Source organism: Pseudoclavibacter sp. AY1H1 (assembly GCF_002931055.1).
In the GTDB taxonomy this organism is placed as follows: domain Bacteria; phylum Actinomycetota; class Actinomycetes; order Actinomycetales; family Microbacteriaceae; genus Pseudoclavibacter.
On record NZ_PSXX01000003.1, the window covers coordinates 162,309 to 186,775 of the forward strand.

21 protein-coding genes are annotated in these 24,467 nt (G+C 69.4%); 12 read left to right on the forward strand and 9 right to left on the reverse strand.

What is annotated here, in order from left to right:
- Positions 1-133 precede the first annotated feature (133 nt).
- From C5E05_RS07520 to C5E05_RS07530, 3 genes are all read left to right on the forward strand, one after another.
- Complete coding sequence (locus C5E05_RS07520) at positions 134-1,606, forward strand: sugar porter family MFS transporter (protein WP_104240648.1); 1,473 nt, start codon at positions 134-136, stop codon at positions 1,604-1,606.
- Positions 1,607-1,711: 105 nt separating this feature from the next.
- Positions 1,712-2,707: a DMT family transporter gene (locus C5E05_RS07525; RefSeq protein WP_104341551.1), complete on the forward strand. Its 996-nt coding sequence runs from the start codon at positions 1,712-1,714 to the stop codon at positions 2,705-2,707.
- Positions 2,704-3,387 (forward strand): GntR family transcriptional regulator, encoded by a 684-nt coding sequence (locus tag C5E05_RS07530; RefSeq protein ID WP_104341552.1) that lies wholly within the window; start codon positions 2,704-2,706, stop codon positions 3,385-3,387. The genes C5E05_RS07525 and C5E05_RS07530 overlap by 4 nt, the downstream gene beginning before the upstream one ends.
- A gap of 131 nt (positions 3,388-3,518) precedes the next feature.
- Here the strand turns inward: C5E05_RS07530 and C5E05_RS07535 are convergent, their stop codons facing one another.
- Positions 3,519-5,054, reverse strand: coding sequence for a DEAD/DEAH box helicase (locus C5E05_RS07535; protein ID WP_104298495.1), 1,536 nt, complete (start codon positions 5,052-5,054; stop codon positions 3,519-3,521).
- A gap of 332 nt (positions 5,055-5,386) precedes the next feature.
- Between C5E05_RS07535 and C5E05_RS07540 the strand changes: the two genes are divergently transcribed.
- Positions 5,387-6,613 (forward strand): galactokinase family protein, encoded by a 1,227-nt coding sequence (locus tag C5E05_RS07540; RefSeq protein ID WP_104341553.1) that lies wholly within the window; start codon positions 5,387-5,389, stop codon positions 6,611-6,613.
- Positions 6,614-6,667: 54 nt separating this feature from the next.
- Here C5E05_RS07540 and C5E05_RS07545 read toward each other — a convergent pair whose 3' ends face one another.
- Entirely contained in the window at positions 6,668-7,723 is a 1,056-nt protein-coding gene (locus tag C5E05_RS07545) for a LacI family DNA-binding transcriptional regulator (RefSeq protein WP_104306220.1), read from the reverse strand.
- Between the two features lie 130 nt (positions 7,724-7,853).
- Here C5E05_RS07545 and C5E05_RS07550 point away from each other — a divergent pair, with 130 nt between their 5' ends.
- From C5E05_RS07550 to C5E05_RS07560, 3 genes are all read left to right on the forward strand, one after another.
- The gene (locus C5E05_RS07550) at positions 7,854-9,062 is read left to right on the forward strand and encodes a Gfo/Idh/MocA family protein (RefSeq protein ID WP_104341554.1); all 1,209 of its coding nucleotides are present in this window, start codon (positions 7,854-7,856) and stop codon (positions 9,060-9,062) included.
- 1 nt (position 9,063) lies between these two features.
- The gene (locus C5E05_RS07555) at positions 9,064-10,068 is read left to right on the forward strand and encodes a sugar phosphate isomerase/epimerase (RefSeq protein ID WP_104240641.1); all 1,005 of its coding nucleotides are present in this window, start codon (positions 9,064-9,066) and stop codon (positions 10,066-10,068) included.
- Positions 10,069-10,279: 211 nt separating this feature from the next.
- A complete protein-coding gene (locus tag C5E05_RS07560; RefSeq protein ID WP_104298491.1) occupies positions 10,280-10,687 on the forward strand; it encodes a tautomerase family protein in 408 nt (135 codons plus the stop codon).
- 72 nt (positions 10,688-10,759) lie between these two features.
- Here C5E05_RS07560 and C5E05_RS07565 read toward each other — a convergent pair whose 3' ends face one another.
- Together C5E05_RS07565 and ffh are read right to left on the reverse strand one after the other, a co-directional pair.
- Positions 10,760-11,536, reverse strand: a complete 777-nt coding sequence (locus C5E05_RS07565; RefSeq protein WP_104240639.1) for a GntR family transcriptional regulator — start codon at positions 11,534-11,536, stop codon at positions 10,760-10,762.
- A gap of 107 nt (positions 11,537-11,643) precedes the next feature.
- A complete protein-coding gene (gene ffh / locus C5E05_RS07570; protein WP_104240638.1) occupies positions 11,644-13,215 on the reverse strand; it encodes a signal recognition particle protein in 1,572 nt (523 codons plus the stop codon).
- 79 nt (positions 13,216-13,294) lie between these two features.
- Between ffh and C5E05_RS07575 the strand changes: the two genes are divergently transcribed.
- From C5E05_RS07575 to C5E05_RS07585, 3 genes are all read left to right on the forward strand, one after another.
- On the forward strand, positions 13,295-13,879 hold the full coding sequence (locus C5E05_RS07575; protein ID WP_104341555.1) for a gamma carbonic anhydrase family protein: 585 nt from the start codon (positions 13,295-13,297) through the stop codon (positions 13,877-13,879).
- Positions 13,880-13,888: 9 nt separating this feature from the next.
- On the forward strand, positions 13,889-14,104 hold the full coding sequence (locus C5E05_RS07580; protein WP_104240636.1) for an SCO4848 family membrane protein: 216 nt from the start codon (positions 13,889-13,891) through the stop codon (positions 14,102-14,104).
- 107 nt (positions 14,105-14,211) lie between these two features.
- Positions 14,212-15,420, forward strand: a complete 1,209-nt coding sequence (locus C5E05_RS07585) for a sorbosone dehydrogenase family protein (protein WP_258064792.1) — start codon at positions 14,212-14,214, stop codon at positions 15,418-15,420.
- A 23-nt stretch (positions 15,421-15,443) separates the two neighbouring features.
- On the opposite strand, the gene C5E05_RS07590 is transcribed toward C5E05_RS07585, so the two are convergent.
- From C5E05_RS07590 to ftsY, 4 genes are all read right to left on the reverse strand, one after another.
- Positions 15,444-16,811: an MFS transporter gene (locus C5E05_RS07590; RefSeq protein WP_104341556.1), complete on the reverse strand. Its 1,368-nt coding sequence runs from the start codon at positions 16,809-16,811 to the stop codon at positions 15,444-15,446.
- An 87-nt stretch (positions 16,812-16,898) separates the two neighbouring features.
- Complete coding sequence (locus C5E05_RS07595; protein ID WP_104240634.1) at positions 16,899-17,294, reverse strand: hypothetical protein; 396 nt, start codon at positions 17,292-17,294, stop codon at positions 16,899-16,901.
- A 110-nt stretch (positions 17,295-17,404) separates the two neighbouring features.
- Positions 17,405-17,836, reverse strand: a complete 432-nt coding sequence (locus tag C5E05_RS07600; protein WP_146081064.1) for a hypothetical protein — start codon at positions 17,834-17,836, stop codon at positions 17,405-17,407.
- 68 nt (positions 17,837-17,904) lie between these two features.
- Positions 17,905-18,780: a signal recognition particle-docking protein FtsY gene (gene ftsY, locus C5E05_RS07605; RefSeq protein ID WP_104240632.1), complete on the reverse strand. Its 876-nt coding sequence runs from the start codon at positions 18,778-18,780 to the stop codon at positions 17,905-17,907.
- 100 nt (positions 18,781-18,880) lie between these two features.
- Here ftsY and C5E05_RS07610 point away from each other — a divergent pair, with 100 nt between their 5' ends.
- Complete coding sequence (locus C5E05_RS07610; RefSeq protein WP_104341557.1) at positions 18,881-19,447, forward strand: histidine phosphatase family protein; 567 nt, start codon at positions 18,881-18,883, stop codon at positions 19,445-19,447.
- Between the two features lie 209 nt (positions 19,448-19,656).
- A complete protein-coding gene (locus C5E05_RS07615; protein ID WP_104240630.1) occupies positions 19,657-20,760 on the forward strand; it encodes a TerC/Alx family metal homeostasis membrane protein in 1,104 nt (367 codons plus the stop codon).
- A 982-nt stretch (positions 20,761-21,742) separates the two neighbouring features.
- On the opposite strand, the gene C5E05_RS07620 is transcribed toward C5E05_RS07615, so the two are convergent.
- Positions 21,743-24,364 (reverse strand): RNA helicase, encoded by a 2,622-nt coding sequence (locus C5E05_RS07620; RefSeq protein WP_104341558.1) that lies wholly within the window; start codon positions 24,362-24,364, stop codon positions 21,743-21,745.
- Between the last annotated feature and the right edge of the window lie 103 nt (positions 24,365-24,467).

Here is a 24,467-nt window from a genome sequence, read left to right on the forward strand (position 1 = left end):
CGGGGCCACACGCTCTCCTGGAATATTTGTCAGGACATATTCACATCACGTCATTCTTCGGTTACCATCAAGACACGCGTTCGCAGAAAACGCACCCCGCAGCACCACGCACAACCTCGCTCCACCTCGCAGCATCCATGACAAGGACGTCCAAATGGCCTCATCGCACCCGGCGGGCCACACCGCCGAGAAATCACTTCCGCCCCTCACAGCTGGGCCGCACCGTTCGCGGCTCGGGCTGATCTCGATCGTCGCGTGCTTCGGCGGTCTCCTCTTCGGCTACGACACGGGTGTCATCAACGGCGCACTGAACCCGATGACCGAGGAGCTCGGCCTCACGCCGCTCACCGAGGGCGTCGTCACCAGCTCCCTGGTCTTCGCAGCCGCCATCGGCGCCATCTTCTGCGGCCGCCTCTCCGATGGCTGGGGCCGCCGCAAGACGATCATCATGCTCGCCGTGCTCTTCTTCCTCGGCACCGTCGTCGTCGTCTTCACCCCGAACTTCGAAGTGCTCGTCGTCGGCCGCATCCTCCTCGGCCTCGCCGTCGGCGGCGCCTCGACGGTCGTGCCGGTCTTCCTCGCCGAACTCGCCCCGTACGAGATCCGCGGGTCCATCTCAGGTCGCAACGAAGCCGCCATCGTCATCGGCCAGCTCTCCGCGTTCGTCATCAACGCCATCCTCGGCAACACCCTCGGGCACCTCGACGGCGTCTGGCGCATCATGTTCGCCATCTGCGCCATCCCGGCGATCTGCCTGTTCTTCGGCATGCTGCGCATGCCGGAGTCGCCGCGCTGGCTCGTCGAGAAGGGCCGCGACGCCGAGGCCCTCGAGGTCCTCAAGACCGTCCGCTCCCCCGAGCGCGCAGAGGCTGAGCTCGCTCAGGTCGAGAAGGTCGCCCTCGAAGAGGGCCAGGAGAAGCAGGTCGGATTCAAGGCCATCCTCGGCAACAAGTGGCTCCGCCGCATCCTGCTCGTCGGCATCGGGCTTGGTGTCGCGCAGCAGCTCACGGGCATCAACTCGATCATGTACTACGGCCAGATCGTGCTCATCGAGTCGGGCTTCGACTCGAGCGCGGCGCTCATCGCCAACATCGCCCCCGGCATCATCGCCGTCGTCGGTGCCTTCATCGCCCTCTCCTACATGGACAAGTTCGACCGCCGCAAGACGTTCGTCATAGGCTTCTCGCTCACGACGGCCTGCCACCTGCTCATCGGCTTCTCGTCCATGATCCTCGAGCCGGGCAACCCACTGCGGCCCTGGGTCATCCTGTTCCTCGTCGTCGCGTTTGTCGGCTCGATGCAGACGTTCCTCAACGTGGCCGTCTGGGTCTACCTCTCCGAGGTCTTCCCGCTGCACATGCGCGGCATCGGCATGGGCGTCTCGATCTTCGCCCTCTGGGTCGCGAACGGCTTCATCTCGCTGTACTTCCCCTCGGTGGTGGATGCGCTCGGCATCACGGGCACGTTCTTCGTGTTCGCGGGAGTCGGCGTGCTCGCGCTGCTCTTCGTCGCGACACAGATCCCCGAGACTCGTGGACGCACGCTCGAGGCACTGGATGAGGACGTCACGACTGGCGCGATCTTCCTCCCGACCGCCAAGAAGTAGCGCTCCCGCTGCACCAGCGAGCGATGGGCTCGGCCGATTCGGCCGGGCCCATCGCTCGTCTCGTCGCGGGTGACGCAGGACCGCGGATTGTGTAACAATCAGCCCATGACACCGCTCTTGCTCGTCCTCTTCGCCGCGGTCTGCTTCGGCACGACCGGGACGGCGCAGGCACTCGGCGCGCCCGAGGTGAGCGCGTTCTCGCTGGGCTCCGCTCGCCTCGCGCTCGGCGGCACGCTCCTCGGCGCCTGGGCGCTGTTCGCCGGGTTGCGCCGCCGAGCTGCCCTCGCAGGCTCCCTGCAGCTCCGGCCCAATTCCGCCCGGATCCACCAAACGAATCGTGCCCATCTCGGCCTCATCGCCCTAGGCGCGCTCGGCGTGCTCCTCTACCAGCCGCTGTTCTTCGCTGGGACGGCGGGCAGCGGCGTCGCCGTCGGCACCGTCCTCGCGCTCGGATCGGCCCCGGTCATCACCGGCCTCCTGCAGTGGGGGCTCGAGCGCCGCTTCCCCGGCCTGAGCTGGGGCGTCGCGACCGCGATCGCCATCCTCGGCGTCGCCCTCATCGCGGCCGCCGGGGCAGGCGATGCCGGCGGCGCGAACCTCGGCGGCATCGCGGCGTCGGTCGGCGCCGGCGCGAGCTACAGCATCTACACCCTCTCGGCGAAGGCCCTCATGAACCGCGGCTGGAGTGCCGACGGCACCATGGGCATCGTCTTCGGCGCCGCTGGCGTGCTGAGCATCCCCCTGCTCCTCGCGAGCGGTGCCGAGTGGATGCTCACGCCGGCCGGCCTCGCGACCGCGGCGTGGCTGGGCGTCATCACCACCACCGTCGCCTACCTCTGCTTCGGCGCCGGGCTCGCGAAGCTGCAGGCCGCGACCGTCTCGACGCTGACGCTCGCGGAACCGCTGACCGCGAGCATCCTCGGGCTGGTCGTGCTGCGAGAGCAGCTCGCTGGCCTCGAGGCCCTCGGCCTCATCGTGCTCGCGGCGGGGATCGTGGTCCTCGTGCTCGGCGCGACTCGTGCTCGCACGCGCAGCGGCAGGCCGCTCACCGCACGCGCAGCGGACGCGAGCCAGGCCCCGGCGGGCCGAGGCGCGCGATGATCCACCAGAAGCCCCGCCCCGAGCCCGCCGCGCTCACGCCCCGGCCGACCGCGTCGGCGAAGCTCGCGGCAACCCTCCGCGACCGGATCCTCGAGGGGAGCTACGTCCGCGGCCAGTCGCTGCGCGAGGAGCACCTCGCCGCCGAGTTCGGGCTCTCGCGGCACACGGTGCGGACGGCGCTGGCCACCCTCGCGTCCGAGCGCCTCGTCCACGCAGCTCCCTACAAGGGGGTCGAGGTCACGAACCTCGACGACGCCGAGATCCGCGCCATGCAGGATCTGCGCTGTGCGCTCGAATCCGAGGCTGTGCGCATCCTGAACTCCCGGCACCCGGACGGCTGGCCGGACGAGGTGCGGGCGCCGATCCTGGCTCAGATCGCCCGGCTGCGGGAGCTCGAGGTGACCGACGCACATTCGTGGCGGCAGCTTGAAGCAGCTCACGCGGCCGTGCACCAGGCGATCATCGACGCGGCCGGGAGCCCCCGGATCAGCGAGACTGCACGCTCGCTCGAGAGCGAGGTGAGGCTCCTGCTGGCGGGAGCGCACGAGCACTACGGCGCCGAGGGGCTGGCCGAGGATCACGAGCGCTACCTCACCCTGCTCGAGCACGATGGCGCGGCGGCGGTGCGCGCCCACCTCGACGCCCTCACGGCACACCTGCTTGCTGGCTCCCCCACCTGAGGCTCCCTCCAGCGCCGCATCCCCACGTGAAGGCGCGCGGGATGCACACGGGGGACGCCCGCGAGAGACGCCGAACGGGCGGGCCGATTGCTCGGACCGCCCGTTCGGGGATGCTGCGTGTGAGGCGCTGACTACTGGCCGGAGGACCAGCTGGCGCGACGCGAACCGCCGCGCTCGCCACCGCGCGATGGCGCGGCCGGCGAGGAGGTACCAGCACGACGCGGACGAGACTCTCCGCGACGCTGGCCCTGAGCTGCGCCTTCGCCTGCCTGTCCGCGCGCCGGACGCGACGCGGACGAGCCCTGCGAGGAGGACGAGGCTGCACGACCGCGGCCGCCGCCGTTGCCGGAGCCGCCACGAGCTGCGCCGCCGCGAGCCGGTGCAGCGTCGCGCTTGCGACGAGCGTTCGCGCCCTGCGACGTGCCACGGCCCTGGCTGACCTCGACGTTGCCGGATCCCGGTCCGCCCGGAACGGGGCGCACGGTCGGGGCGACTTCGCCGATGAGCTCGTTCACGAACGGCGAGTTGACGTTCGCACGCTGCGGGGTGACGCCGATCTTGGCGCGACGCAGCAGCATCTCGGTGTCCTTGCGCTGGCTCGGGAGCATGAGCGTGACGACGTCACCCTCGGAGCCCGCGCGGGCGGTGCGTCCGGAGCGGTGCAGGTACGCCTTGTGCTCGGCGGGCGGGTCGACGTGGACGACGAGCTCGATGGCGTCGACGTGCACACCGCGGGCGGCGACGTCGGTTGCGACGAGCACGTTGACCTCGCCACCGGAGAAGGCCGCGAGGTTGCGGTCGCGGGCGTTCTGCGACAGGTTGCCGTGCAGGTCGACGGCGGGGATGCCGGACGCGGTCAGCTGCTTGGCGAGCTTCTTCGCCTGGTGCTTGGTGCGCATGAACATGATGCGACGGCCCTTGCCGCTCGCCAGCGCGTGGACGAGGGCGGTCTTCGCCTCGGGCGTCTCCGCCTCGTACACGTGGTGCGTCATGGCCGCGACGTGCGAGTTCGACTCGTCGACCGAGTGGAGGATCGGGTCGCTCAGGAACTTCTTCACGAGCTTGTCCACGCCGTTGTCGAGCGTGGCGGAGAAGAGGAGACGCTGGCCGGACTGCGGCGTCGCGTTCATGATGCGGGTGACGACGGGCAGGAAGCCGAGGTCGGCCATGTGGTCGGCCTCGTCGAGCACGGTGACCTCGACGGCGTCGAGGTTCACGATGCGCTGCTTCATGAGGTCGTCGAGGCGGCCGGGGCAGGCCACGACGATGTCGACGCCGTTGCGGAACGCGGTCTCCTGGGGGCGCTGTGAAACGCCACCGAAGACGGTCGTCACGGTGAGGCCGGCAGCCTTCGCGAGCGGCTCGATGACCGCGGCGACCTGGGTTGCGAGCTCGCGGGTCGGGAGCAGCACGAGGCCGAGCGGGCGGCCCGGGCGGCGCTTGCCACCGGAGACGGCACCGGCGAGGCGCGCGACGAGCGGGATGGCGAACGCGAGCGTCTTGCCGGAGCCCGTCTTTCCACGGCCGAGGACGTCGCGACCCGCGAGGGTGCTCGGAAGCGTCGACTGCTGGATGGGGAAGGCTTCGTGCTTGCCGGCTGCGTCGAGCACGGTCACGAGCGACTTGGGGACGCCGAGTTCGGCGAAAGTTGAGGTGGTTTCCGTCATATGGAGGTCATGCCTTTCAATCGGCACGCAGAGAACGCACAACACTCGTGTGCTGCGCTCTTGCGGCGATGATGCGGGCGAATGTGCCCGTTCGCCGCAACTCGTGAAATCGTGCCGAGGCAGAAAGAGTGCCCTCGAACAACAAACGGTACGACGATCGTGGGAAATGGGACCCACAAGCTGTCGACCCTAGCACGCCGAACGCCTCCCGACCAGGGGGACGGCCCACGCACGGGGGTTTCGGCGCTCGTCCAGGACGCATTTATTAGAATCACCGTGCGCATGCACAGGGGCGGACGCCCATTCGCCCATGCCTGAGAAACGGTGACGAGATGAGCAGAGACCTGACGACGATCGTGTGCGACGGCTTCCGAGCCGCGTTCGAGCGAGAGCCCCTCGGAGTCTGGTCGGCACCCGGCCGGGTCAGCATCATGGGCGACCACACCGATCTGCAGGATGGCGTCGGATACGCCTGCGCGATCCCCCTGCGCTCCAGCGCCGCGATCGCGCCCCGCGACGACGGGCGCATCCGCATCGTCACCGACCTCTCCCCCGACGAGGCGGTGACCGACCTGCGGTCGATCGCCTCGGAGATCCCCGCACGCGACTGGCGTGCCTACCCGCTCGGCGCGGTCGCGAGCATGCTCCGCTTCGCTCGCGAGAACCCGCCGGAGGGCACGCGCGGCGACGGCGACGAGACCGACCCTGGAGTCCCGTTCTTCCTGGGAACGGGCCTCGACATCTTTCTCACGACGGACGTGCCGGTCGGCGCCGGGCTCGCCTCCTCGGCATCCGTCTGCGCGACCATCAGCACGGCGCTCAACGACTTCTGGGGCCTCGGGATGAACGTCGAGGAGCTCGCCGAGATCGGGCGCCAGACGGAGGCGGAGATCGTCGGCGCGCCCAGCGGCCTGAGCGACCACATCACCGTGCACGCCGCGCGGAGCAACGAGGACGTGTTCTTCGATGCTCGCGGCTCCGACGTCTCGATCCTGCCTGCGCCGAGCTCCGCCGATTCCGGCTTCGTGCGCGTGCTCATCGACACCAAGGAAGCCCACCGCAACTGGTCTGCCGAGTTCGCGCAGCGGGCCGATGACTGCGCCCGGGCGGCCGAGACCCTCGGCTTCCAGACGCTTCGCGAGGTGCGGCCGGCGGAGCTGGACGCAGCGGCCGAGCGGCTCGACGACACCGTGTTCAGGCGCGCACGGCACGTGGTCTCCGAGATAGCCCGCACGCTCGAGTTCACGAAGCTCATGCGCACCGGAGAGGCGCCCGAATCCCGGAACCATCTCCTGGCGGAGTCGCAGGTGTCGCTGCGTGAGGACTTCGAAGTCTCGACGGCGCGCATCGACTTCACGGTCGAGCTGGCCACCTATCTGGGCGCGGCGAGCGCCCGCATGACCGGCACGGGCCTCGGCGGCTCGGTGTTCGTCATGCATCCCGCAGACAAGTTCGACGAGCTGCGCGAGAGCGTCCTCGGGGCGTACGCCGAGCAGGGGTGGGAAGAGCCGCTCGTGCTGGCCTTCGAACCCGCTGCTGGGGCGCGGCGCGACCGCTGAGCCGCAGTCGACTGGCACCCGTGCTGGCCTGTCCCTGGAGAACCGGTGGCGGCCTCAGGCGGTCGTGGCGTTCGCCGCGGTCGCCGTCGAGCCGCGCACGGTGAGCGTTGGCTGGATGACCCTCCGCGTCGCTCCGGACGGAACCCCTGCCGCCCCGTCGCGGGCCGCCGCCCGCACCCCCTCGATGCGGGCGAGGAGAAGCTCGGCCGCGGCGCGACCGACCTCGGCGCTTCGGTCATCGACCGAGGTGAGCGAGAGGTGGTCGAAGCCCGCGAGGTGCGAGTCGTCGTAGCCCACGATCGACACGTCCGCGGGAACGCGCAAGCCGAGCTCATCGAGCGTTCCCAGCACGCCGAGCGCCATGACGTCGTTCGCCGCGAAGACGGCGGTCGTGGCCGGCCAACGCTCGAAGAGGTCTCGTGATGCGCGACGCCCCTCGCTCTGGTCGGTTGCTCCCGAGCCGCCGATGACACGCGGCTCGAGCCCCGCGTCGCGCATGGCGCGCTCGTAGGAGCGCCGCCGGAGCTCGCCGGCGCGGCCGGTTCCCGTGACATGGCCGATCTGCGTGTGCCCGAGGTCGCGGAGATGCTCGACCGCGAGCCGCGCGCCGGCCTCGTCGTCGTTCGCGACGAGGTCGGCGCCCGCCGGCACGATCGCACGGTTGCCGGCGACGACCGTCGGCACGGGGAACCCCTCGGCAGGGACCGCGTCGACGTCGCCGCCGATGACGAGCCCCTCGACGCCCGCTGCCAGGAAGCCGCTGATGGGCGACTGCTCGAGGTGCGCGTTGAGATTCGCGTCGGCGACGGTGACGTGGAAGCCCGGCGCGTTGAGCACCGCCTGCATCCCCTCGAGCAGGTCGACGAACCAGGGGTTCCGGAAGTCGTCGATCATGACGCCGATGGCGCGCGTGCGGTTTCCGGCGAGCGCCGTGGCGGCCCGGCTCGGCAGGTACCCGAGCTCCTGGATGGCCGCGCGCACCGCTGCCCGCTTCTCGTCGCTGACGCGGGTCGAGTTCTGCAGCACGAGCGAGACGAGGGATTTCGAGACCCCGGCGCGTTCGGCGACGTCATAGATCGTCGGACGCTTCTGACGCGGGGAAGGGGGCATTCGACACTCCGGACGACGATTGTTTGACAGGACATTGTTTCATGACCTACCTTCCAGTGTAGCGCTCCAACACCGTCGTCGGTCGCCTGCGCTCACCCAACACAGCTCTCGCAGAAACACAGGAGAACCAATGACAAAGCCACTCGGCGTCGCCGTCATCGGCGCAGGCATGGCCGGCCGCGCGCACGCCGCCGCCTACCGCGTCGCATCCACCCTCTACAGCCCCACGCTGCCCGAGATCCGCCTCGTCTCGATCGGAGACGTCAACCCGGAGTTCGGCGCACTCGCCGCCAAGCGCTTCGGCTATGAGCGCACCGACTCCTCCTGGCAGGCCATCGCGGCGGCCGACGACATCGACGTCGTCAGCGTCGTCATCGCGAACTCGCTGCACCGCGAGGTCGTCGAGGGCCTCCTCGCCGCCGGCAAGCACGTGCTCTGCGAGAAGCCGCTCAGCGACTCGATCGAGGACGCCCACGCCATGGCGGATGCCGCCGAGCGCGCGGACTCCATCGCCCGCGTCGGCTTCACCTACCGCCGCTCCCCCGGCATCGCGTACATCCGCCAGCTCATCCAGGACGGAACACTCGGCAAGCTCCTGCACTTCAGCGGTCGCTACTGGACCGACTACGCGTGCAGCCCGACGGCCCCCATGAGCTGGCGCTTCAAGGGCGGCCCCGGCAGCGGCGCCCTCGCCGACGTCGGAAGCCACATGACCTACATCGCGGAGTTCCTCGGCGGCGAGATCCAGGAAGTCAGCGGAGGCACCCTCAGCACGGTCATCCACGAGCGGCCACTCCCGCTCGGCGCGGTGCTCGGGCACGACCACGCAGCGGTCAGCGACACGTTCGAACCCGTCGAGAACGACGACTACGCGGCGTTCTCGCTCGAGTTCGCCCAGGGCGCAGGAGCCATCGAGGTCTCCCGAGTCGCCAGAGGCCACGCGAACAGCCTCATCTTCGAGGTGTTCTGCGAAAACGGCGCCGCCCGCTACGACCAGCGCCGCCCCTCCGAGATCGAGCTCTTCCTCAACGACGCCCCATCCGCCCAGAACGGGTACCGCCAGATCATCCTCGGCCCGGAGCACCCCTACATCGCCGGCGGTCTCGCGATGGATGCCCCCAGCGTCGGCTTCGGCCAGAACGAGGCCTTCTCCTACCAGGCCCGCTCCTTCCTCGAGGAGGTGGCGGGGATCTCGGAAGAGGACTCGCTCCCCCGCTGCGCGAGCTTCGAGGAGGGAATCCACAACATGGAGCTCCTCCACGCCGTCGCCGAGTCGGCCGCGGCGGACGGCGCAGCCGTCCGCATCTCCCCCACCAGGGCACAGAAGAACGGAGCCTGACATGCGTCTCGGCGTCTACAACGCGATCCTCCACGACCGCTCGCTCCCCGAGGCGATCCAGGTCGTCTCCGAGCTGGGCCTCACCGGCATTGAGCTCAACTCCGGCGGGTTCCTTCCCGCCACGCACATCCCGAACTTCGACGAGATCCTTGAGAGCGACGAGGCCAGGGACGCGTTCCTCGCGCAGTTCGAGGGCACCGGCGTCTCGATCGCCGGCCTCAACTGCAACGGCAACCCGCTGCACCCTGACCGTGCGATCGGCGAGCAGCACGCCGAGGACATCCGACGCTCGATCCGCCTCGCCGCTCGCCTCGGACAGGACCGGGTCGTCACGATGTCGGGACTGCCCGGCGGCGAGCCCAGCGCGACCACCGTGAACTGGGTCGTCAACGCCTGGAACTCGGCGGCGCTCGACGTCATCGACTACCAGCTGGACGTGGCGGCGGAGTTCTGGACTGAGATCGACGAGCTCGCTCGCGAGCACGGCGTGAAGGTCGCGCTTGAGCTGCACCCGCAGAACGTGGTGTTCAACCCCGCGAACTTCCGCGAGCTGATCAAGCGCGCTGGCACGACGAACATCGGCGTCGAGCTCGACGCCTCGCACCTCTTCTGGCAGCAGATGGACCCGGTGGCAGTCGTCCGCGACCTCGGCGAGTGGGTCTTCCATGCGGCAGCGAAGGACGTGCGCGTCAACCCGGCGGCTGCGATCTACGGCGTACTCGACAACCAGTTCCGCAAGCTCTCGGCGGACGAGCCGCGCACCAATCTGGGCGGCGACGAGTGGGCGAACGAGTGGCCGAAGAACTCCGCGTGGGACTTCGTCGCGCTCGGGCGCGGCCACGACACGGCGTTCTGGACGGAGTTCCTTCGCGCGCTGCACGAGGTCGACCCGGAGATGTGGGTCAACATCGAGCACGAGGACACCTCGCTCGGCCGCATCGAGGGCCTCGAGGTCGCCGCGAAGGTGCTCACCGACGCGGATGCAGCCCTCGAGGCCTCGCTCTGACCCCACTCTGACCCCGCTCTCACCTCAGACTCGGGTGCGACTCTTCTGCGAGAGCCCCGCGCCTGACCACAAGGGCCGCATCCGCATGGATGTGGCCCTTCGTGGCCTCGGTGCCCATCCGTCATTTGTTAGGACATTAGGACTTTTGCCACTAGAATCGGAGCGCAGACAACACACGTCACCTTCCCCTCGACCTCAAGGACACCGCACCATGCCTCTCGTACGCATCGACGTCAACGCCGGCCGCAGCCCCGAGCAGATCTCGTCCATCGCCGACGCCATCCACGACGCCATCGTCGCCGAGTACGGGATTCCCGCTCGCGACCGGTTCCAGATCATCACCGAGCACCAGAACGGGCAGATCATCGCCCAGGATGCCGGCCTCGGCTTCGAGCGCTCGTCAGGTGTCGTCATGATCCAGATCTTCACGCAGCGCGGACGCACGCCCGAGGCGAAGCAGTCGCTCTACGCCCGCATCGCCGAGGCGCTCGGCGAGCGCGGCGTCGAAGGCAACGACGTCTTCATCGGCTACGTCGAGAACGGGCCGGAGGACTGGACCTTCGGCTTCGGCCGCGCCCAGTACCTCACGGGCGAGCTCGCGGTGCCCAACCGCGCATAGCGCTCTCCCCCGAGGCTCAACGCAGAACGCCCACGGCTCAGCCGTGGGCGTTCTTCGTGCAGCAGAGTCGGGTCAGCGCTCGACGAGCGTGATCTCGAACGTGTAGAGGTCTGGACGATAGCAGTGGCGGCCGTACTCGACCGCGCGGCCCGTTGCGTCGAAGGCGACGCGCGACATGGTGAGCACCGCGGCACCGCCGGAGAGGTCCAGCAGGCGCTCCTCTTCACGCGAAGCCGTGCGCGCACCGATGCGCTGCTTGGCGATGCGCATCGTTACGCCGCGGGCCCGGAGGAGCTGGTAGAGCCCATGCTGGACGAGTTCGTCCTCCGTCAGCTCGACGAACGGCTCCGGCAGCACGTTGTCGAGGATCGCCAGCGGGACCCCATCCGCGCTCCGAAGGCGCGAGATGTGCAGCGTCGGGCTCCCCACCTCGATGCCGAGGGTCTCGGCGAGCTCTGGGGTCGCGTCCTCCACCCGCCGCGAGAGGAGCGTCGTGGTGGGCTTCTGCGCCGAGCGCTCGAGGTCCTCGAAGAGGCTCGTCAGCTCGACGTTGCGGGTCACGGGGCCGTGCACGACCTGCGTGCCGACGCCCCGGCGGCGGACGAGCAGGCCCTTGTCGACGAGTTCCTGGATGGCGCGCCGGACGGTCGGGCGGGAGAGACCGAGGCGATGCCCGAGCGAGATCTCGTTCTCGAGCTTGGATCCGGCCGGAAGCGTGTCGTCCCTGATGGCCTTCTCGATGCGCTCCGACACCTGGTGGTACAGGGGCACAGGGCTCGAACGGTCGATGCCGACGAACAGCCCGAGTGGCAGTCGGGCCTCGCCTGTTGCTGCAGCTTCATTGCTCAATGACGCACTCCTCGGACGACTTGATGACGTGACAATGCTACTCGGGCGACGGAGAGTTCTCTCCGTCGCCCGCGGCGAGGCGGACACGCCGCCCCGAGAGCTTGTCGCTAGCCGCGCCCCAGGTACTTCTGGAGCTGCTCGAGCTCGGCCTCGTTCGGCTGACCATCACCGGCCGCCTGGCGCCCGAAGCCCGCTCCACCGAACGCGCCGCCGGGACGCTTCGGAGCCGACGCCTCCTCGATGGCCTGCTGGGCGCGCTTTGCCGGGTTGCCGCTGCGCTTGCCCTGCTGCTTCTTCTTCCCGCCCTTCGCGGGAGCCTTGCGTCCGCCGTGCTGGCCCGGAATGGGACCCATGCCCGGGATCTGCGGGGTGCCGCCGCGGGCGACGGTCTTCATCATCTTCGCCGCCTGCTCGAAGCGCTTGACGAGCTCGTTGACGTCGGTGACCGTGCGGCCGGAACCGCGGGCGATGCGAGCGCGGCGCGAGCCGTTCAGCAGCTTCGGGGTCTGGCGCTCGGCCTTGGTCATCGACTGGATGATCGCCTCGGTGCGGACCAGCTCGCGCTCGTCGAAGTTCTCGAGCGCCTCCTTCATCTGGCCCATGCCCGGGAGCATGCCCATCATCTTCTTGAAGTTGCCGGCCTTGCGCAGCTGCTGCATCTGCTTCAGGAAGTCGTCGAGCGTGAAGTTCTCGGTCGCGAGCTTCCCGGCGATCTCCATCGCCTCGTCCTCGTCGAACGCCTTCTGGGCCTGCTCGATGAGGCTGAGGATGTCACCCATGTCGAGGATGCGCTTCGCCATGCGGTCGGGGTGGAAGACCTCGAAGTCGTCGAGCCCCTCACCGGTCGACGCGTACATGATGGGGCGCCCAGTGAGCTGCGCAACCGAAAGGGCGGCACCACCGCGGGCGTCGCCGTCGAGCTTCGAGAGCACGACACCCGTGAAGTCGACGCCCTCCTGGAAGGCCTTGGCCGTGGCGACGGCGTCCTGGCCGATCATGGCGTCGATGACGAAGAGCACTTCGTCGGGGCTCGTGGCGCGGCGGATATCGGCCGCCTGCTTCATGAGCTCCTGGTCGACGCCGAGGCGTCCGGCCGTGTCGATGATGACGACGTCGTGCAGCTTGTCCTTCGCGAAGCGGACGGCATCCGTCGCGACGCGAACCGGGTCGCCGACGCCGTTGCCCGGCTCGGGTGCGTAGACCTGCACGCCGGCCTGCTGGCCGACGACCTGCAGCTGCGTGACGGCGTTCGGGCGCTGCAGGTCGGCGGCGACGAGCAGCGGCGTGTGCTTCTCGCCCGCGAGTCGCTTCGCGAGCTTGCCCGCGAGCGTCGTCTTGCCCGCACCCTGCAGACCGGCGAGCATGATGACCGTCGGCGGCTGCTTCGCGTACTCGATCTGGCGGGTGTCGCCGCCGAGGATGCGCACGAGCTCCTCGTTGACGATCTGCACGACCTGCTGCGCGGGGTTGAGGGCGCGATTGACCTCGTCGCCGAGGGCGCGCTCGCGCACGTGCGCGGCGAAGTCCTTGACCACGGGAAGCGCGACGTCGGCTTCGAGCAGGGCGCGACGGATCTCGCGCACGGTGCCGTCGACGTCGGCGGGCGTGAGCTTGCCCTTGGAGCGGAGGCCGGCGAGCGTCTGCGTCAGCCGGTCAGAGAGGTTCCCGAAAATGGCCATAGTCCGCCCATTTTAGCTGAGGCCGGGGAGTCTGGTGTGCGGGGTGGCCTGAGAGAAGCACAACTGGGATCATCGGAGCATGACCAGCGCTGCTCCCCTGATCCTCCCCTTCGAGGGCAAGACCCCCCGCATCCACGAGACCGCCTGGATCGCGCCTGGCGCCGTCATCATCGGCGACGTCGAGATCGGCCCCGAGTCCTCGGTCTGGTACGGCTGCGTCCTGCGAGCGGATGTGGGCGGCCGCATCGTCATCGGCGCACGCTCGAACCTGCAGGACGGCACGGTGGTGCACGTCGAGCACGACGTCGACACGATCATCGGGGACGACGTGACGGCGGGCCACCAGGCGCTCCTCCACGGCACGACGATCGCGAACGGATCCCTCATCGGCATGAAGGCGGCGTGCCTGTCCCGCTCGGTGATCGGCACCGGGGCGCTCGTTGCTGCCGGCGCCGTCGTCCTCGAGGGTGCGAGCATCCCCGACCGCGTGCTCGCCGCCGGCGTGCCCGCGAAGGTGCGACGCGAGCTCACACCGGAGGAGAGCCAGGCGTTCATCCCGCACGCCGCCGGCTACGTCGCCCTCGCGAAGCGCCAGAGCCCCGCGAGCGCGGCCGTGACGCTCGGCGAGGCGCGTGGCGGTGAGGAGACGCCGACGCGCCAATAGGCTGGGGGCATGGTCTTCCTCGCAAGCATCGCGCTGCTCGTCGGCGCCGTCTTCAACGTCGTCGTCTGGCCCTCGTTCTACCGGCGAGTCTCGAACGACCCGCGGGCACGCGACGAGAACGGACGCCCGACGCGATTCCTCACGGTCCACGCCGTCCTGGTGCTCGCGGCTCTTGTCATCGGCATCGCCCAGGCACTGCTCGGCATCCTCCTGCTGACGAACTGACGAACTGACGAGGCGAGCGGAGACCGGACACCGCTGACCCGCGTCGCCGCTCGCGGACCGAGGCCCGACGGGCACGGAGCGCCAGCACAGGCTGCTCGGCTTGACTGGTGGCATCCCTCGTCGACCGATTGGCCACCGTCATGACCAAGCGCACCGCTCCCCTGCTCGCCCTCGCCGCCGTCGCAGCGCTGACGCTCGCCGGATGCGCGCCGACGCCGGAGCAAGCCGAGCCGAGCGCCTCCGCGTCGGCGAGCCCGCCGCCAGCATCCACGACCCAGGCGCCGCCAACGACACCCGAGGCGGCCGGGGAAGAGGCCGGCCCCGTCGCCCCCGTCGGCGACCCCCGAGTGGTCACGACCGGGCTCCAGGCGCCCTGGTCTGTCGTCGAGCTCGAGACCGGCGACTTCCTCGTGAGCGAGCGCGACACGGGGCAGATCGTCGAAGTGTCCGCCGACGGCTCGAACCCCAACCGCGTCGTCACGACCATCGCCGACGTCGAGCCCGGCGGCGAGGGCGGCCTGCTCGGCCTCGCCATCGCCGGCACGAGCGACGACGAGGCGCAGTGGCTGTACGCGTTCTACACGGCGGCCTCAGACAACCGCATCGTGCGCTTTCCCATCACCTGGGAAGGCGGCGTCGGCGTCGGCAGCCCTGAGGTCGTCGTGGACGGCATCGCGAAGGCTGGCAACCACAACGGGGGCAGGCTGGCCATCGGGCCGGACGGCTACCTGTACGCGGCGACCGGCGACGCATCCCAGACCGAACTGGCGCAGGACCAGAACTCGCTCAACGGCAAGATCCTGCGCATGGAGCTCGACGGCTCCCCCGTCGCCGACAACCCCTTCGGCAACCGCGTCTACTCGATGGGCCACCGCAACCCGCAGGGCCTCGCGTTCGATGGCTCCGGGGCGCTGTGGGCGAGCGAGTTCGGGCAGAACACCTGGGACGAGCTGAACAGGATCACGGCGGGCGGCAACTACGGCTGGCCCATCGTCGAGGGGCAGGGCGACGACGCCACGTTCGTGAACCCCGTGCTGCAGTGGTCGACGAACGAGGCAAGCCCGAGCGGCCTCGCCTACTCGCGCGACACCCTCTTCATGGCGGGGCTCGGCGGCGAGCGGCTCTGGAAGATCGCCATCCCGGAGGCGTCGGAGGCGAGCGACGAAGCGCTCTACGTCGACGAGTTCGGCCGGCTCCGCGACGCGGTCGTGACCTCCTCCGGGAGCCTGCTCGTGCTCACGAACAACACCGACGGGCGCGGGTCACCGCGCGACGGTGACGACACGCTCCTGGAGTTCACGCTCGACGCATCCTGACCCGCTCCGCGCCGGAGACACGCTCAGTTCGCTGCGGGCGCTGGCCCCGCCTTCGGGTTGCGCACGCCGAGCCACGAGCTGAGCGCGCCGGCGAACAGCAGACCCGCCGTGACGAACATGAGCGGCTGGAAGCTGTCCACGTCGATCGTGCCCCCGGCGATGACGCCGATCATGGCGATCGCGACGAGCCCGGCCACGCGGGAGATGGCGTTGTTCGTCGCCGAGCCGATGCCCGACTGCGCCGTCGGCACGGAGCCGAGGATGGCGGACGTGAGCGGCGCAACCGTCATCGAGAGGCCGAGGGAGAAGACGAGCACGCCGGGCAGCACCTGAGTCCAGTAGTTCACCTCGGCGCCGAGCCCCGAGTACAGGAGGGTGCCGACACCCGCCAGGATCGGCCCGAGCGTCATGAAGAGGCGCGGCCCGAAGCGCCCGCTCAGCGAGCCGAACCACGACGAAAGGGCGACGTTCGCGATCGAGGTCGGCAGCGTCGCCAGCGCCGCGAAGGTCGCGCTGAACCCGGCGACCTGCTGCAGGAAGATGGCGAGCACGAACCCGCCGAGCGACAGTGCCGCGTAGACGAAGACCGTGGCGATGTTGCCGGCCCAGAAGTTGCGGATGCGGAACAGCCCGAGCGGCAGCATCGGATGGGGCGCGCGGGCCTGCCAGACGAGGAACGCGGTGAAGCTCAGCACGCCGAGGACCAGCGGCAGGAGCACCACGGGACTCCCCCACCCGTAGTTGCCCTGCTCGATGAGCGCGAACACCGGCCCACCGAGGCCCAGGAACCCGAGGACCGCGCCGAGCACGTCGATGCGGCCACCCGAAGGCGCATCGAAGCCGGCGCCGAGGCGGGTGAGCATCCACAGCGTCACGAGGATCGGGATGACGTTGATGCCGAACACGAGCCGCCACGTCAGGTAGTCGGCGGCGAGGCCACCCAGGAACGGGCCGGCGAGGAAGGCCGCGCCCGTCCACGCCGTCCAGGTGCCGATCGCCTTCGCCTGGGCCGCGTCCCGGAATGCCGAGATGATGAGCGCCAGCGAGCTCGGAACGAGCAGCGCACCCGCGACCCCCTGCAGCGCCCGCGCGACGATGACGAACTCGGGAGTCGGCGACAGCGCGATGGCGACGCTCGTCACCCCGAAGCCGATGAGCCCGAACCGCAGGACCGAGATGCGCCCGAACACGTCGGACAGCGAGCCCGCGAGGAGGATGAGCGAGCCGAGGGTGATGAGGTACGCGTCCACGATCCACTGCTGCGTGCCGAGGCCGCCGCCGAGCTCCGAGACCATCGCGGGCAGTGCGACGTTCGTCACCGACCCGTCGAGGAAGGCGACGAAGGACGAGAGGATCGCGATGACGAGGATCTGGCGCTGCTGGCGGGTCACGAGGCAGGCAACCCGTCGCGGCCGCCATTCCTTCCGCGATCCCGCGAATTCGAGGATTTGTCTCGCGGCATGGGAAAACCGAGCGCGCTACACGCTTCGGGCGTCTTCGGGATGCCCCGCACCGTCTGAGCCCCGCTGTGCATCCGCTGCCATACGGCGCAGGATCGACGGCCGCAGCAGCTCGAAGCGCAGCAGCTCCGGCAAGGGCTCGTCGCGGAACACCGGGAGGCTCTTCCACCGCAGTGCGCTGGCGACGGCGTTGGCCGCGACCGCGACGACGACGTAGATGGCGCCAATCCACGTGAACGACGGGAAGGCGAAGCACACCAGGAGCCCAGCACCGATGAGACTCGCCATGGCGAACGCGGTCACCGGCCACGAGGTCACGGGCACCCTCCCGAGCGCGAGGAACACACCGCCGCCGCCCGCGAGCACCACCGCGAGCGCGTAGGCAAGGAACACGAACAGCCCATCCGTCATCATGAGCGACCTCCTCGGCACGTGGCCTGAAGCGTACTCCGGGACGCCGACAAGCCGGTGAGCGTCTCCGACGGGCAGCTCGGGGTGAGGCACGGCGCGGACGCGGACCTGCGCTAGCGCCTCGGACCCCGCTGTCGCCTGGCGCCGGGGGCGGCGCCGCGCCCGCCCTGCCTGCGGCGCCGGTCGTCCTCCAGCTGCACCGCATCCGCGGCCATCCGCCGCAGGATGTCCGGGCGCAGCAGGACAAGTCGGAACAGCTCAGGCAGCCGGGCCCCGCTGAGCTGCGGGAGCCTCCGCCACCGGAGCGCGCTTGTCACCGCGTTCGCGCCGACGACGACCAGCGCGAAGACCACGCCGATCCACGGCGGCGAACCCAGGTCGGACAAGATCAGCAGCACCCCGCCGAGCAGGCTCGCCATCGCGATCACCGTCACCAGCCACGACCGGACCGGCACCCCGCCGACTCCGAGCAGGACCCCGCCGGCTCCCGCGAGGGCCACCGCGAGCGCGGACGAGAGGACAGCGATCATTCCGTCGGGTTCCACAGCAGGCTCCTCCTTCTCCTCCGCGGAGGGAGTCCACCAGACTCCCTCCCCTCATCGATCAGCGACGGTCAGCCGACGAGCTTCTCCGCGAACACGTGAGGCGTGAAGCCGGCGAGGTCGTTGATGCCCTCACCCTGGCCGATGAGCTTGATGGGCAGGCCCGTGCGCTCCTGCACGGCCAGCACGAAGCCGCCCTTGGCGGATCCGTCGAGCTTCGTCACGACGAGGCCCGTCACGCCGGCATGCTGGATGAACGCCTCGGCCTGCGCGACACCGTTCTGCCCCGTCGTCGCGTCCAGGACGAGCAGGACCTCCGAGATGGGGGCGAGCTTCTCGACCACGCGGCGGATCTTCGACAGCTCGTCCATGAGGCCGCTCTTCGTCTGCAGGCGGCCAGCCGTATCGATGACCACCATCTCGAGCCCCTCTCGCATGGCGATCTCCACCGCCTGATAGGCGACGGAGGCCGGATCCTGGCCGTGCTGCTGCGGGCGCACGATGCCCGCGCCGGCGCGCTGCGCCCACGTCGCGAGCTGGTCCACGGCGGCCGCGCGGAACGTGTCGGCCGCCGCGACGACCACCGTGCGGCCGTTGATGCGCAGGAAGTTCGCGAACTTGCCGATCGTCGTCGTCTTGCCGACGCCGTTCACCCCGACCACGAGCGTCACCGCGGGACGCTCCCGGAGGTTCAGCGTCGTGTCGAACTTCGACAGACGCTCCTCGATGAGCTCGCGGAGCATCCGCTTGAGGTCCTTGGGGTCCTCCGTGTGGAACCGATCGACCTGGTCGCGCAGCTGCTCGACGATCTCGTCGGTGATGTCGGGCCCGAAATCGGCCGTGATCAGCGCCTCCTCGAGGTCGTCCCACGTCGTCTCATCGATCTTCTGCCTGCCGAACATGCCGCGCAGAGCGCCGGACAGTGACCAGGGAGTGCGTTCAGCCATGTGCCAAGCGTAGTCAGCGCTCTGACACCATGGGAGTTCGCCCCTCAGCCAACGGCAGAATCCTGAACAGGCAGCGGGCGGAATCCTCGAACGGAGCACTATGCGCATCGGCCTCATCCGCCACGGCGAAACCGACTGGAACGCGACCGGACTCCTGCAGGGAGCCACCGACATCCCGCTGAACTCCCGGGGCCTCGACCAGGCGAACGACGCGGCTGGGCTGCTCGTCGGCCAGGGCTGGAGCCACCTCTACAGCTCCCCGCTGTCGCGTGCGCGAACCACGGCCGAGATCATCGGCCAGGGCACTGGCCTCGGAGCCCCCACGCTGCTGCCCGGCATCATCGAGCGCAGCTTCGGGGAGCTCGAGGGGCAGAAGTACTGGATGCCGGACGGCACGCGTCGTCCGCTCGATCACCCGAGCATCGAGCCGACCGGCGTCGTCGTCGAGCGGTCGCTGGCCGCCATCGCGCAAGTCGCCGCAGCGCACCCCGACGAGGACTCGCTCATCGTCTGCCACGGCAGCGTCATCCGCCTCGTGCTCACCTCGATCCTCGGTGCCCAGGCTCCCCACATCGGAAACCTCGCCCTCAGCATCCTGCGCCCAGGCGCCGATGGGGCCCTCGTCATCACCCTCCTGAACGGCTACCCACTCGTCCCGACCCCGTAGCCGCCCCTCGCCTTCGCTCACAGCTTCGATCCCGCCCCTGGTGCCGCCCCTCTCGCGGTGTACTATGAGCTTCGTTGAAGGGGAGTATTCCTCCTGCGGCGCGCTCGTCATCACGGCGACTGTCATCAGTCACCCGGGCGCGTCGGTCGGTTTCTGCCGACGGAAGAGACCTTCGGCCGATTCGCCGAACTCACCCCTCCGGAGGACCCGTGGACGTTCCCATTTGGATCTGGGCGGTGACCATTGCCGTGGTCATCGGCTTCTTCGTATTCGACTTCTTCACGCACGTGAAGACGCCGCACGAACCGAGCCTCAAGGAAGCCGGCTGGTGGTCGATCTTCTACATCGCGCTCGCCGTCGTCTTCATGGTCGCGCTCGGCTTCGTGTGGGACTGGCAGCACGCGGGCGAGTTCATCGCCGGCTACACCACTGAGAAGGCGCTGTCCGTCGACAACCTCTTCATCTTCCTCATCATCATGACGAGCTTCAAGGTGCCGAAGATCGCGCAGCAGAAGGCGCTGCTCATCGGCATCGCCATCGCGCTCGTCATGCGCTTCGCCTTCATCATCGCGGGCGCCGCGATCCTCGAAGCCTGGGTCTCCGTCTTCTACATCTTCGCCGCCTGGCTGCTCTACATGGCCGTCAAGCAGGCCATCGACTCCTTCAAGGACGAAGAGCCCGAGATGCCCAAGTGGGTCGGCCTCGTGCGCAAGATCATCCCCGCAAGCGAGCACTACGACGGCGACAAGTGGAAGATCCTCGAGAACGGCAAGAAGGTCTGGACGCCGCTCATCCTGGTCATCGTGGCCCTCGGCTTCACCGACCTGCTCTTCGCGCTCGACTCCATCCCCGCCATCTTCGGCATCACGCAGGAGCCCTACCTCGTCTTCATGGCGAACGCGTTCGCGCTCATGGGCCTTCGCCAGCTGTACTTCCTCATCGGCGGACTCCTCGAGCGTCTGGTCTTCCTCGACCTCGGCCTCGCGTTCATCCTCGGCTTCATCGGCGTGAAGCTCATGTTCCACGCCCTCCACGAGAACGAGCTGCCGTTCATCAACGGCGGAGAGCCGCTCCTCTGGATCCCCGAAATTCCGATCTGGCTGTCGCTCACGTTCATCTTCGGCGTGCTCATCGTCGCCACGATCGCGAGCATCATCTACACCCGCGCCAAGGGCGACGACGCACCGAGCACCGTCGGCTCGGCGGCTGGCGGCCCGGAGGCCGCTGCTGCAGGCGTCGAGGGCACCACGCCGGACGCTGCGGAGGCCACGGACGCGGCCCCCGTCGCGAGCAGCGAGCCCGACCGCCGCTAGTCGGGGCCCGACAGACACCAGCAACGCCGAAACCGGATGCACGCGCCAGTCGCGCGCATCCGGTTTCGTCGTCTGTGCTGAGGGGACGTCTGTGCTGATGGGAGCGGTCTGTGCTGAAGGGAGCGAGGGAGCCGCGAGACCGGGGACCTGTGCGCCCTCCGGTGCCCCGCTGCAGACCTGGGGTCCGCGCATCCGCGTGCCTCGCTGTGGGTGCGTGACCCCCAGGTCTGCGGACGCACTGGCACAAACCTGTGGCACAAGCACCTGGACTCGGCCAGCCGCCTGCGCAAGCCCCCGGTCTGCAGACGCGCCAGCACAGACCTGTGGCACACGCACCGGAGCTCAGCCAGGCGCGTGCGCAAGCCCCAGGCCTGCGGACGCACTGGCACAGACCTGTGGCACAGGCACCTGACGCAGACCGGAAGTCTGCGCAAGCCCCAGGTCTGCGGATGCACTGGCAGAGACCTGTGGCACACGCACCTGAGCTCAGCCAGGCGCGCGCGCAAGCCCCAGGCCTGCAGACGCGCGAGCACAGACCTGTGGCACAAGCACCCGAGCTCGGCCAGGCGCGTGCGCAAGCCCTCGGTCTGCAGACGCGCCGGCACAGACCTGTGGCACATGCACCGGGCCCCGGCCAGGCGCGTGCGCAAGCCCCAGGCCTGCGGACGCGCGAGCACAGACCTGTGGCACACGCACCCGAGCTCGGCCAGGCGCGTGCGCAAGCCCCCGGTCTGCAGACGCGCCGGCACAGACCTGTGGCACAGGCACCTGACGCAGACCGGAAGCCTGCGCAAGCCCCAGGCCTGCGGACGCACTGGCACAGACCTGTGACGCACGCACCGGAGCTCGGTCAAGCGGGTGCACAAGCCCCAGGTCTGCGGAACGTCCCGGAGGACACCCCTGGCGTGTGGCCGGAGTGCCGCCGCGCTTGGTGGGCAGCGCCCAGCAGGCAGCGCCCAGCAGGCAGCGCCCGGCGCGCGGTCTAGAGCCGCGTGACCTCGGTGACACGCACGATGGCCTCGCCCGCCTCGTGCGACTCGGCGAGGTCCACCTCGGCGCGGATGCGCCAGTCGTGGTCGCCCGCCGGGTCGTCGATGATCTGCTCCACACGCCACACGCCGCTCCAGAGCCCGCCGGACTGGCGCCCCTCGGAGTCGTCGATCGTGAGGAGCTTCGGCGACCTGGCGGCCGCATCCACCCCCATCGTGTCGTGGTCGGCGAAGTAGTCGTCGAGGGCCTTCGACCAGTCGACGTCGGGGTCGAGCTCGCTGAGCGCCTCGTCTCGCTCGAGGGCCGCGAGCTGCACGCGGCGGAACATCTCGTTGCGCACGAGCACCGTGAAGGCGCGGCGGTTGCCGACGACACTGGGGGGCGCGGGAGGCACGACCGGTTCGTCGCTCGCGGCCTGCTGCTCCGGGTCGACGAGGGAGGCCCACTCGTCGATGAGGCTCGAGTCGACCTGGCGGACGAGCTCGCCGAGCCACTCGATGATGTCGAGCAGCTCCTCTGTCTTCGCCTCGTCCGGCACCGTCTGGCGGATCGCCTTGTACGCGTCGCTCAGGTAGCGGAGCACGAGCCCCTCGCTGCGCATGAGCTGGTAGAAGTTCACGTACTCCGCGAAGCTCATGGCCCGCTCGAACATGTCGCGCACCACGGACTTCGGCGAGAGCTCGAAGTCGCGCACCCACGGCTCGTGCTGCGCGAACAGCTCGAACGACTGGGCGAGCAGGCCCTCGAGCGGCTTCGGGTGCGTGATCTCCTCGAGTCGCTCCATGCGCTCGTCGTACTCGATGCCGTCGGCCTTCATCTGTGCGACCGCCTCGCCTCGCGCCTTGAACTGCTGCTGCGAGAGCACGGGGCGCGGGTCGTCGAGGGTGGCCTCGATGATGCTGACCACGTCGAGCGCATAGTGGCCGGATCCGACGGCGCCCTCGCCGCTCGTGTTCTCCTCGGAGCCGCGGTCGCCGGGGGCAGCCTCCGCCTCCGGGTCGAGCAGCTCGATGGCGGCGAGCGCAAACGGCGACAGGGGCTGGTTGAGGGCGAAGTTCGCCTGCAGGTCGACGGTCAGCGTGATGCGACCCTGCCGGCCGATCTCGACGATGCCGGCGGTCACGAGCGTGCGGAAGATGCCGATCGCGCGCAACGCCAGCTCCCGCTGACGGGCAGGCTTCTCGTGGTTGTCGTAGACGAGTCTCTTGGCGTTGCCGAAGACGTCTCCCCCACGAGCGATGACGTTGATGATCATCGACGCCGTGATGTGCATGTGCGAGGTGAGCGGCTCAGGCTCGGCAGACACGAGCTTCTCGAACGACTTCTCACCCCACGAGACGAAGCCCTGGGGCGCCTTCTTCTTGACGATGCGCTTGCGCTTCTTCTCGTCGTCTCCGGCCTTGCGCACGGCTGCGGCGTTCTCGATCTCGTGCTCGGGCGCCTCGACGACGACCGTGCCTGCCGTGTCGTAACCCGCGCGTCCGGCACGCCCCGCGATCTGGTGGAACTCGCGCGCCGAGAGGTGCCGCATCCGCTGCCCGTCGAACTTCGCGAGCGCCGTGATGAGCACCGTGCGGATGGGCACGTTGATGCCGACACCGAGGGTGTCGGTTCCGCAGATGACCCGCAGGAGGCCCTTCTGCGCGAGCGTCTCGACGAGGCGTCGGTAGCGGGGCAGCATGCCGGCGTGATGCACGCCGATGCCGGCGCGCACGTACCGGGACAGCACCTTGCCGAACGCGGTCGTGAAGCGGAAGCCGCCGATCGCATCGGCGATGGCATCGCGCCCGGCCCGGTCGACGACCTTCAGGCTCGACAGCGCCTGCGCGCGCTCGATGGCGGCCGCCTGCGAGAAGTGCACGATGTAGATGGGCGTCTTGCGCTCCTCCACGAGCTTCTCGACGGTCTCGTGCGTCGGCGCGACCACGTACGAGAAGTCGAGCGGGACGGGGCGCTCGACGCCCGTCACGAGGGACACGTCGCGCTGCGTGCGCCGTTCGAGGTCCTCGACGATCTCGGTGACATCGCCGAGGGTCGCCGACATGAGCAGGAACTGCACGTCGGGCAGCATGAGCAGCGGCAGCTGCCACGCCCACCCGCGGTCGGGGTCGCCGTAGTAGTGGAACTCGTCCATGACGACCTGGTCGACGTCGGCGTCGGAGCCCTGGCGCAGGGCGAGGTTCGCGAGGATCTCGGCGGTGCAGCAGATGATGGGCGCGTCCGGGTTCACGGAGCTGTCGCCCGTGACCATGCCCACGTTCGCGGCGCCGAAGATCTCGACGAGGGCGAAGAACTTCTCGCTCACGAGCGCCTTGATCGGCGCCGTGTAGTAGCTGCGACCACCCTGCGCGAGGCAGGCGGCATGGGCCGCGATCGCGACCAGCGACTTGCCCGTGCCCGTCGGCGTCGAGAGGATCACGTGCGCCTCGGAGACCAGCTCCATGACGGCTTCCTCCTGCGCCGGGTACATCGTGATGCCGCGGCTCGTCGTCCACAGCTCGAACGCCTCGAACATGGAGTCCGCGTCGTACGGGTCGGGCAGGAGCGTCACGAGGCCCAGCTTGGGCTCGGGGATGGCGGGGGCTGGGGCGGAGGTGCCGTCGACGGAAGTCATTGCCTCCATCGTCCCACGCCGGGCGCGCCGCGGGCTGCGGGGTCGGGCGCGGGCGGCGAGAGGCAGGCAGGCAGGCAGGCAGGCAGGCAGGCAGGCAGGCAGG

What these genes read in the sequence shown, in the direction of transcription:
- C5E05_RS07560 (WP_104298491.1), top strand. Translation starts at nt 10,280, where the DNA reads ATGCCTCTCGTACGCATCGACGTCAACGCCGGCCGCAGCCCCGAGCAG.
- C5E05_RS07525 (WP_104341551.1), top strand. Translation starts at nt 1,712, where the DNA reads ATGACACCGCTCTTGCTCGTCCTCTTCGCCGCGGTCTGCTTCGGCACG.
- C5E05_RS07580 (WP_104240636.1), top strand. Translation starts at nt 13,889, where the DNA reads ATGGTCTTCCTCGCAAGCATCGCGCTGCTCGTCGGCGCCGTCTTCAAC.
- C5E05_RS07575 (WP_104341555.1), top strand. Translation starts at nt 13,295, where the DNA reads ATGACCAGCGCTGCTCCCCTGATCCTCCCCTTCGAGGGCAAGACCCCC.
- ffh (WP_104240638.1), bottom strand. Translation starts at nt 13,215, where the DNA reads ATGGCCATTTTCGGGAACCTCTCTGACCGGCTGACGCAGACGCTCGCC.
- C5E05_RS07540 (WP_104341553.1), top strand. Translation starts at nt 5,387, where the DNA reads ATGAGCAGAGACCTGACGACGATCGTGTGCGACGGCTTCCGAGCCGCG.
- C5E05_RS07620 (WP_104341558.1), bottom strand. Translation starts at nt 24,364, where the DNA reads ATGACTTCCGTCGACGGCACCTCCGCCCCAGCCCCCGCCATCCCCGAG.
- C5E05_RS07610 (WP_104341557.1), top strand. Translation starts at nt 18,881, where the DNA reads ATGCGCATCGGCCTCATCCGCCACGGCGAAACCGACTGGAACGCGACC.
- ftsY (WP_104240632.1), bottom strand. Translation starts at nt 18,780, where the DNA reads ATGGCTGAACGCACTCCCTGGTCACTGTCCGGCGCTCTGCGCGGCATG.
- C5E05_RS07545 (WP_104306220.1), bottom strand. Translation starts at nt 7,723, where the DNA reads ATGCCCCCTTCCCCGCGTCAGAAGCGTCCGACGATCTATGACGTCGCC.
- C5E05_RS07595 (WP_104240634.1), bottom strand. Translation starts at nt 17,294, where the DNA reads ATGATGACGGATGGGCTGTTCGTGTTCCTTGCCTACGCGCTCGCGGTG.
- C5E05_RS07535 (WP_104298495.1), bottom strand. Translation starts at nt 5,054, where the DNA reads ATGACGGAAACCACCTCAACTTTCGCCGAACTCGGCGTCCCCAAGTCG.
- C5E05_RS07555 (WP_104240641.1), top strand. Translation starts at nt 9,064, where the DNA reads ATGCGTCTCGGCGTCTACAACGCGATCCTCCACGACCGCTCGCTCCCC.
- C5E05_RS07550 (WP_104341554.1), top strand. Translation starts at nt 7,854, where the DNA reads ATGACAAAGCCACTCGGCGTCGCCGTCATCGGCGCAGGCATGGCCGGC.
- C5E05_RS07530 (WP_104341552.1), top strand. Translation starts at nt 2,704, where the DNA reads ATGATCCACCAGAAGCCCCGCCCCGAGCCCGCCGCGCTCACGCCCCGG.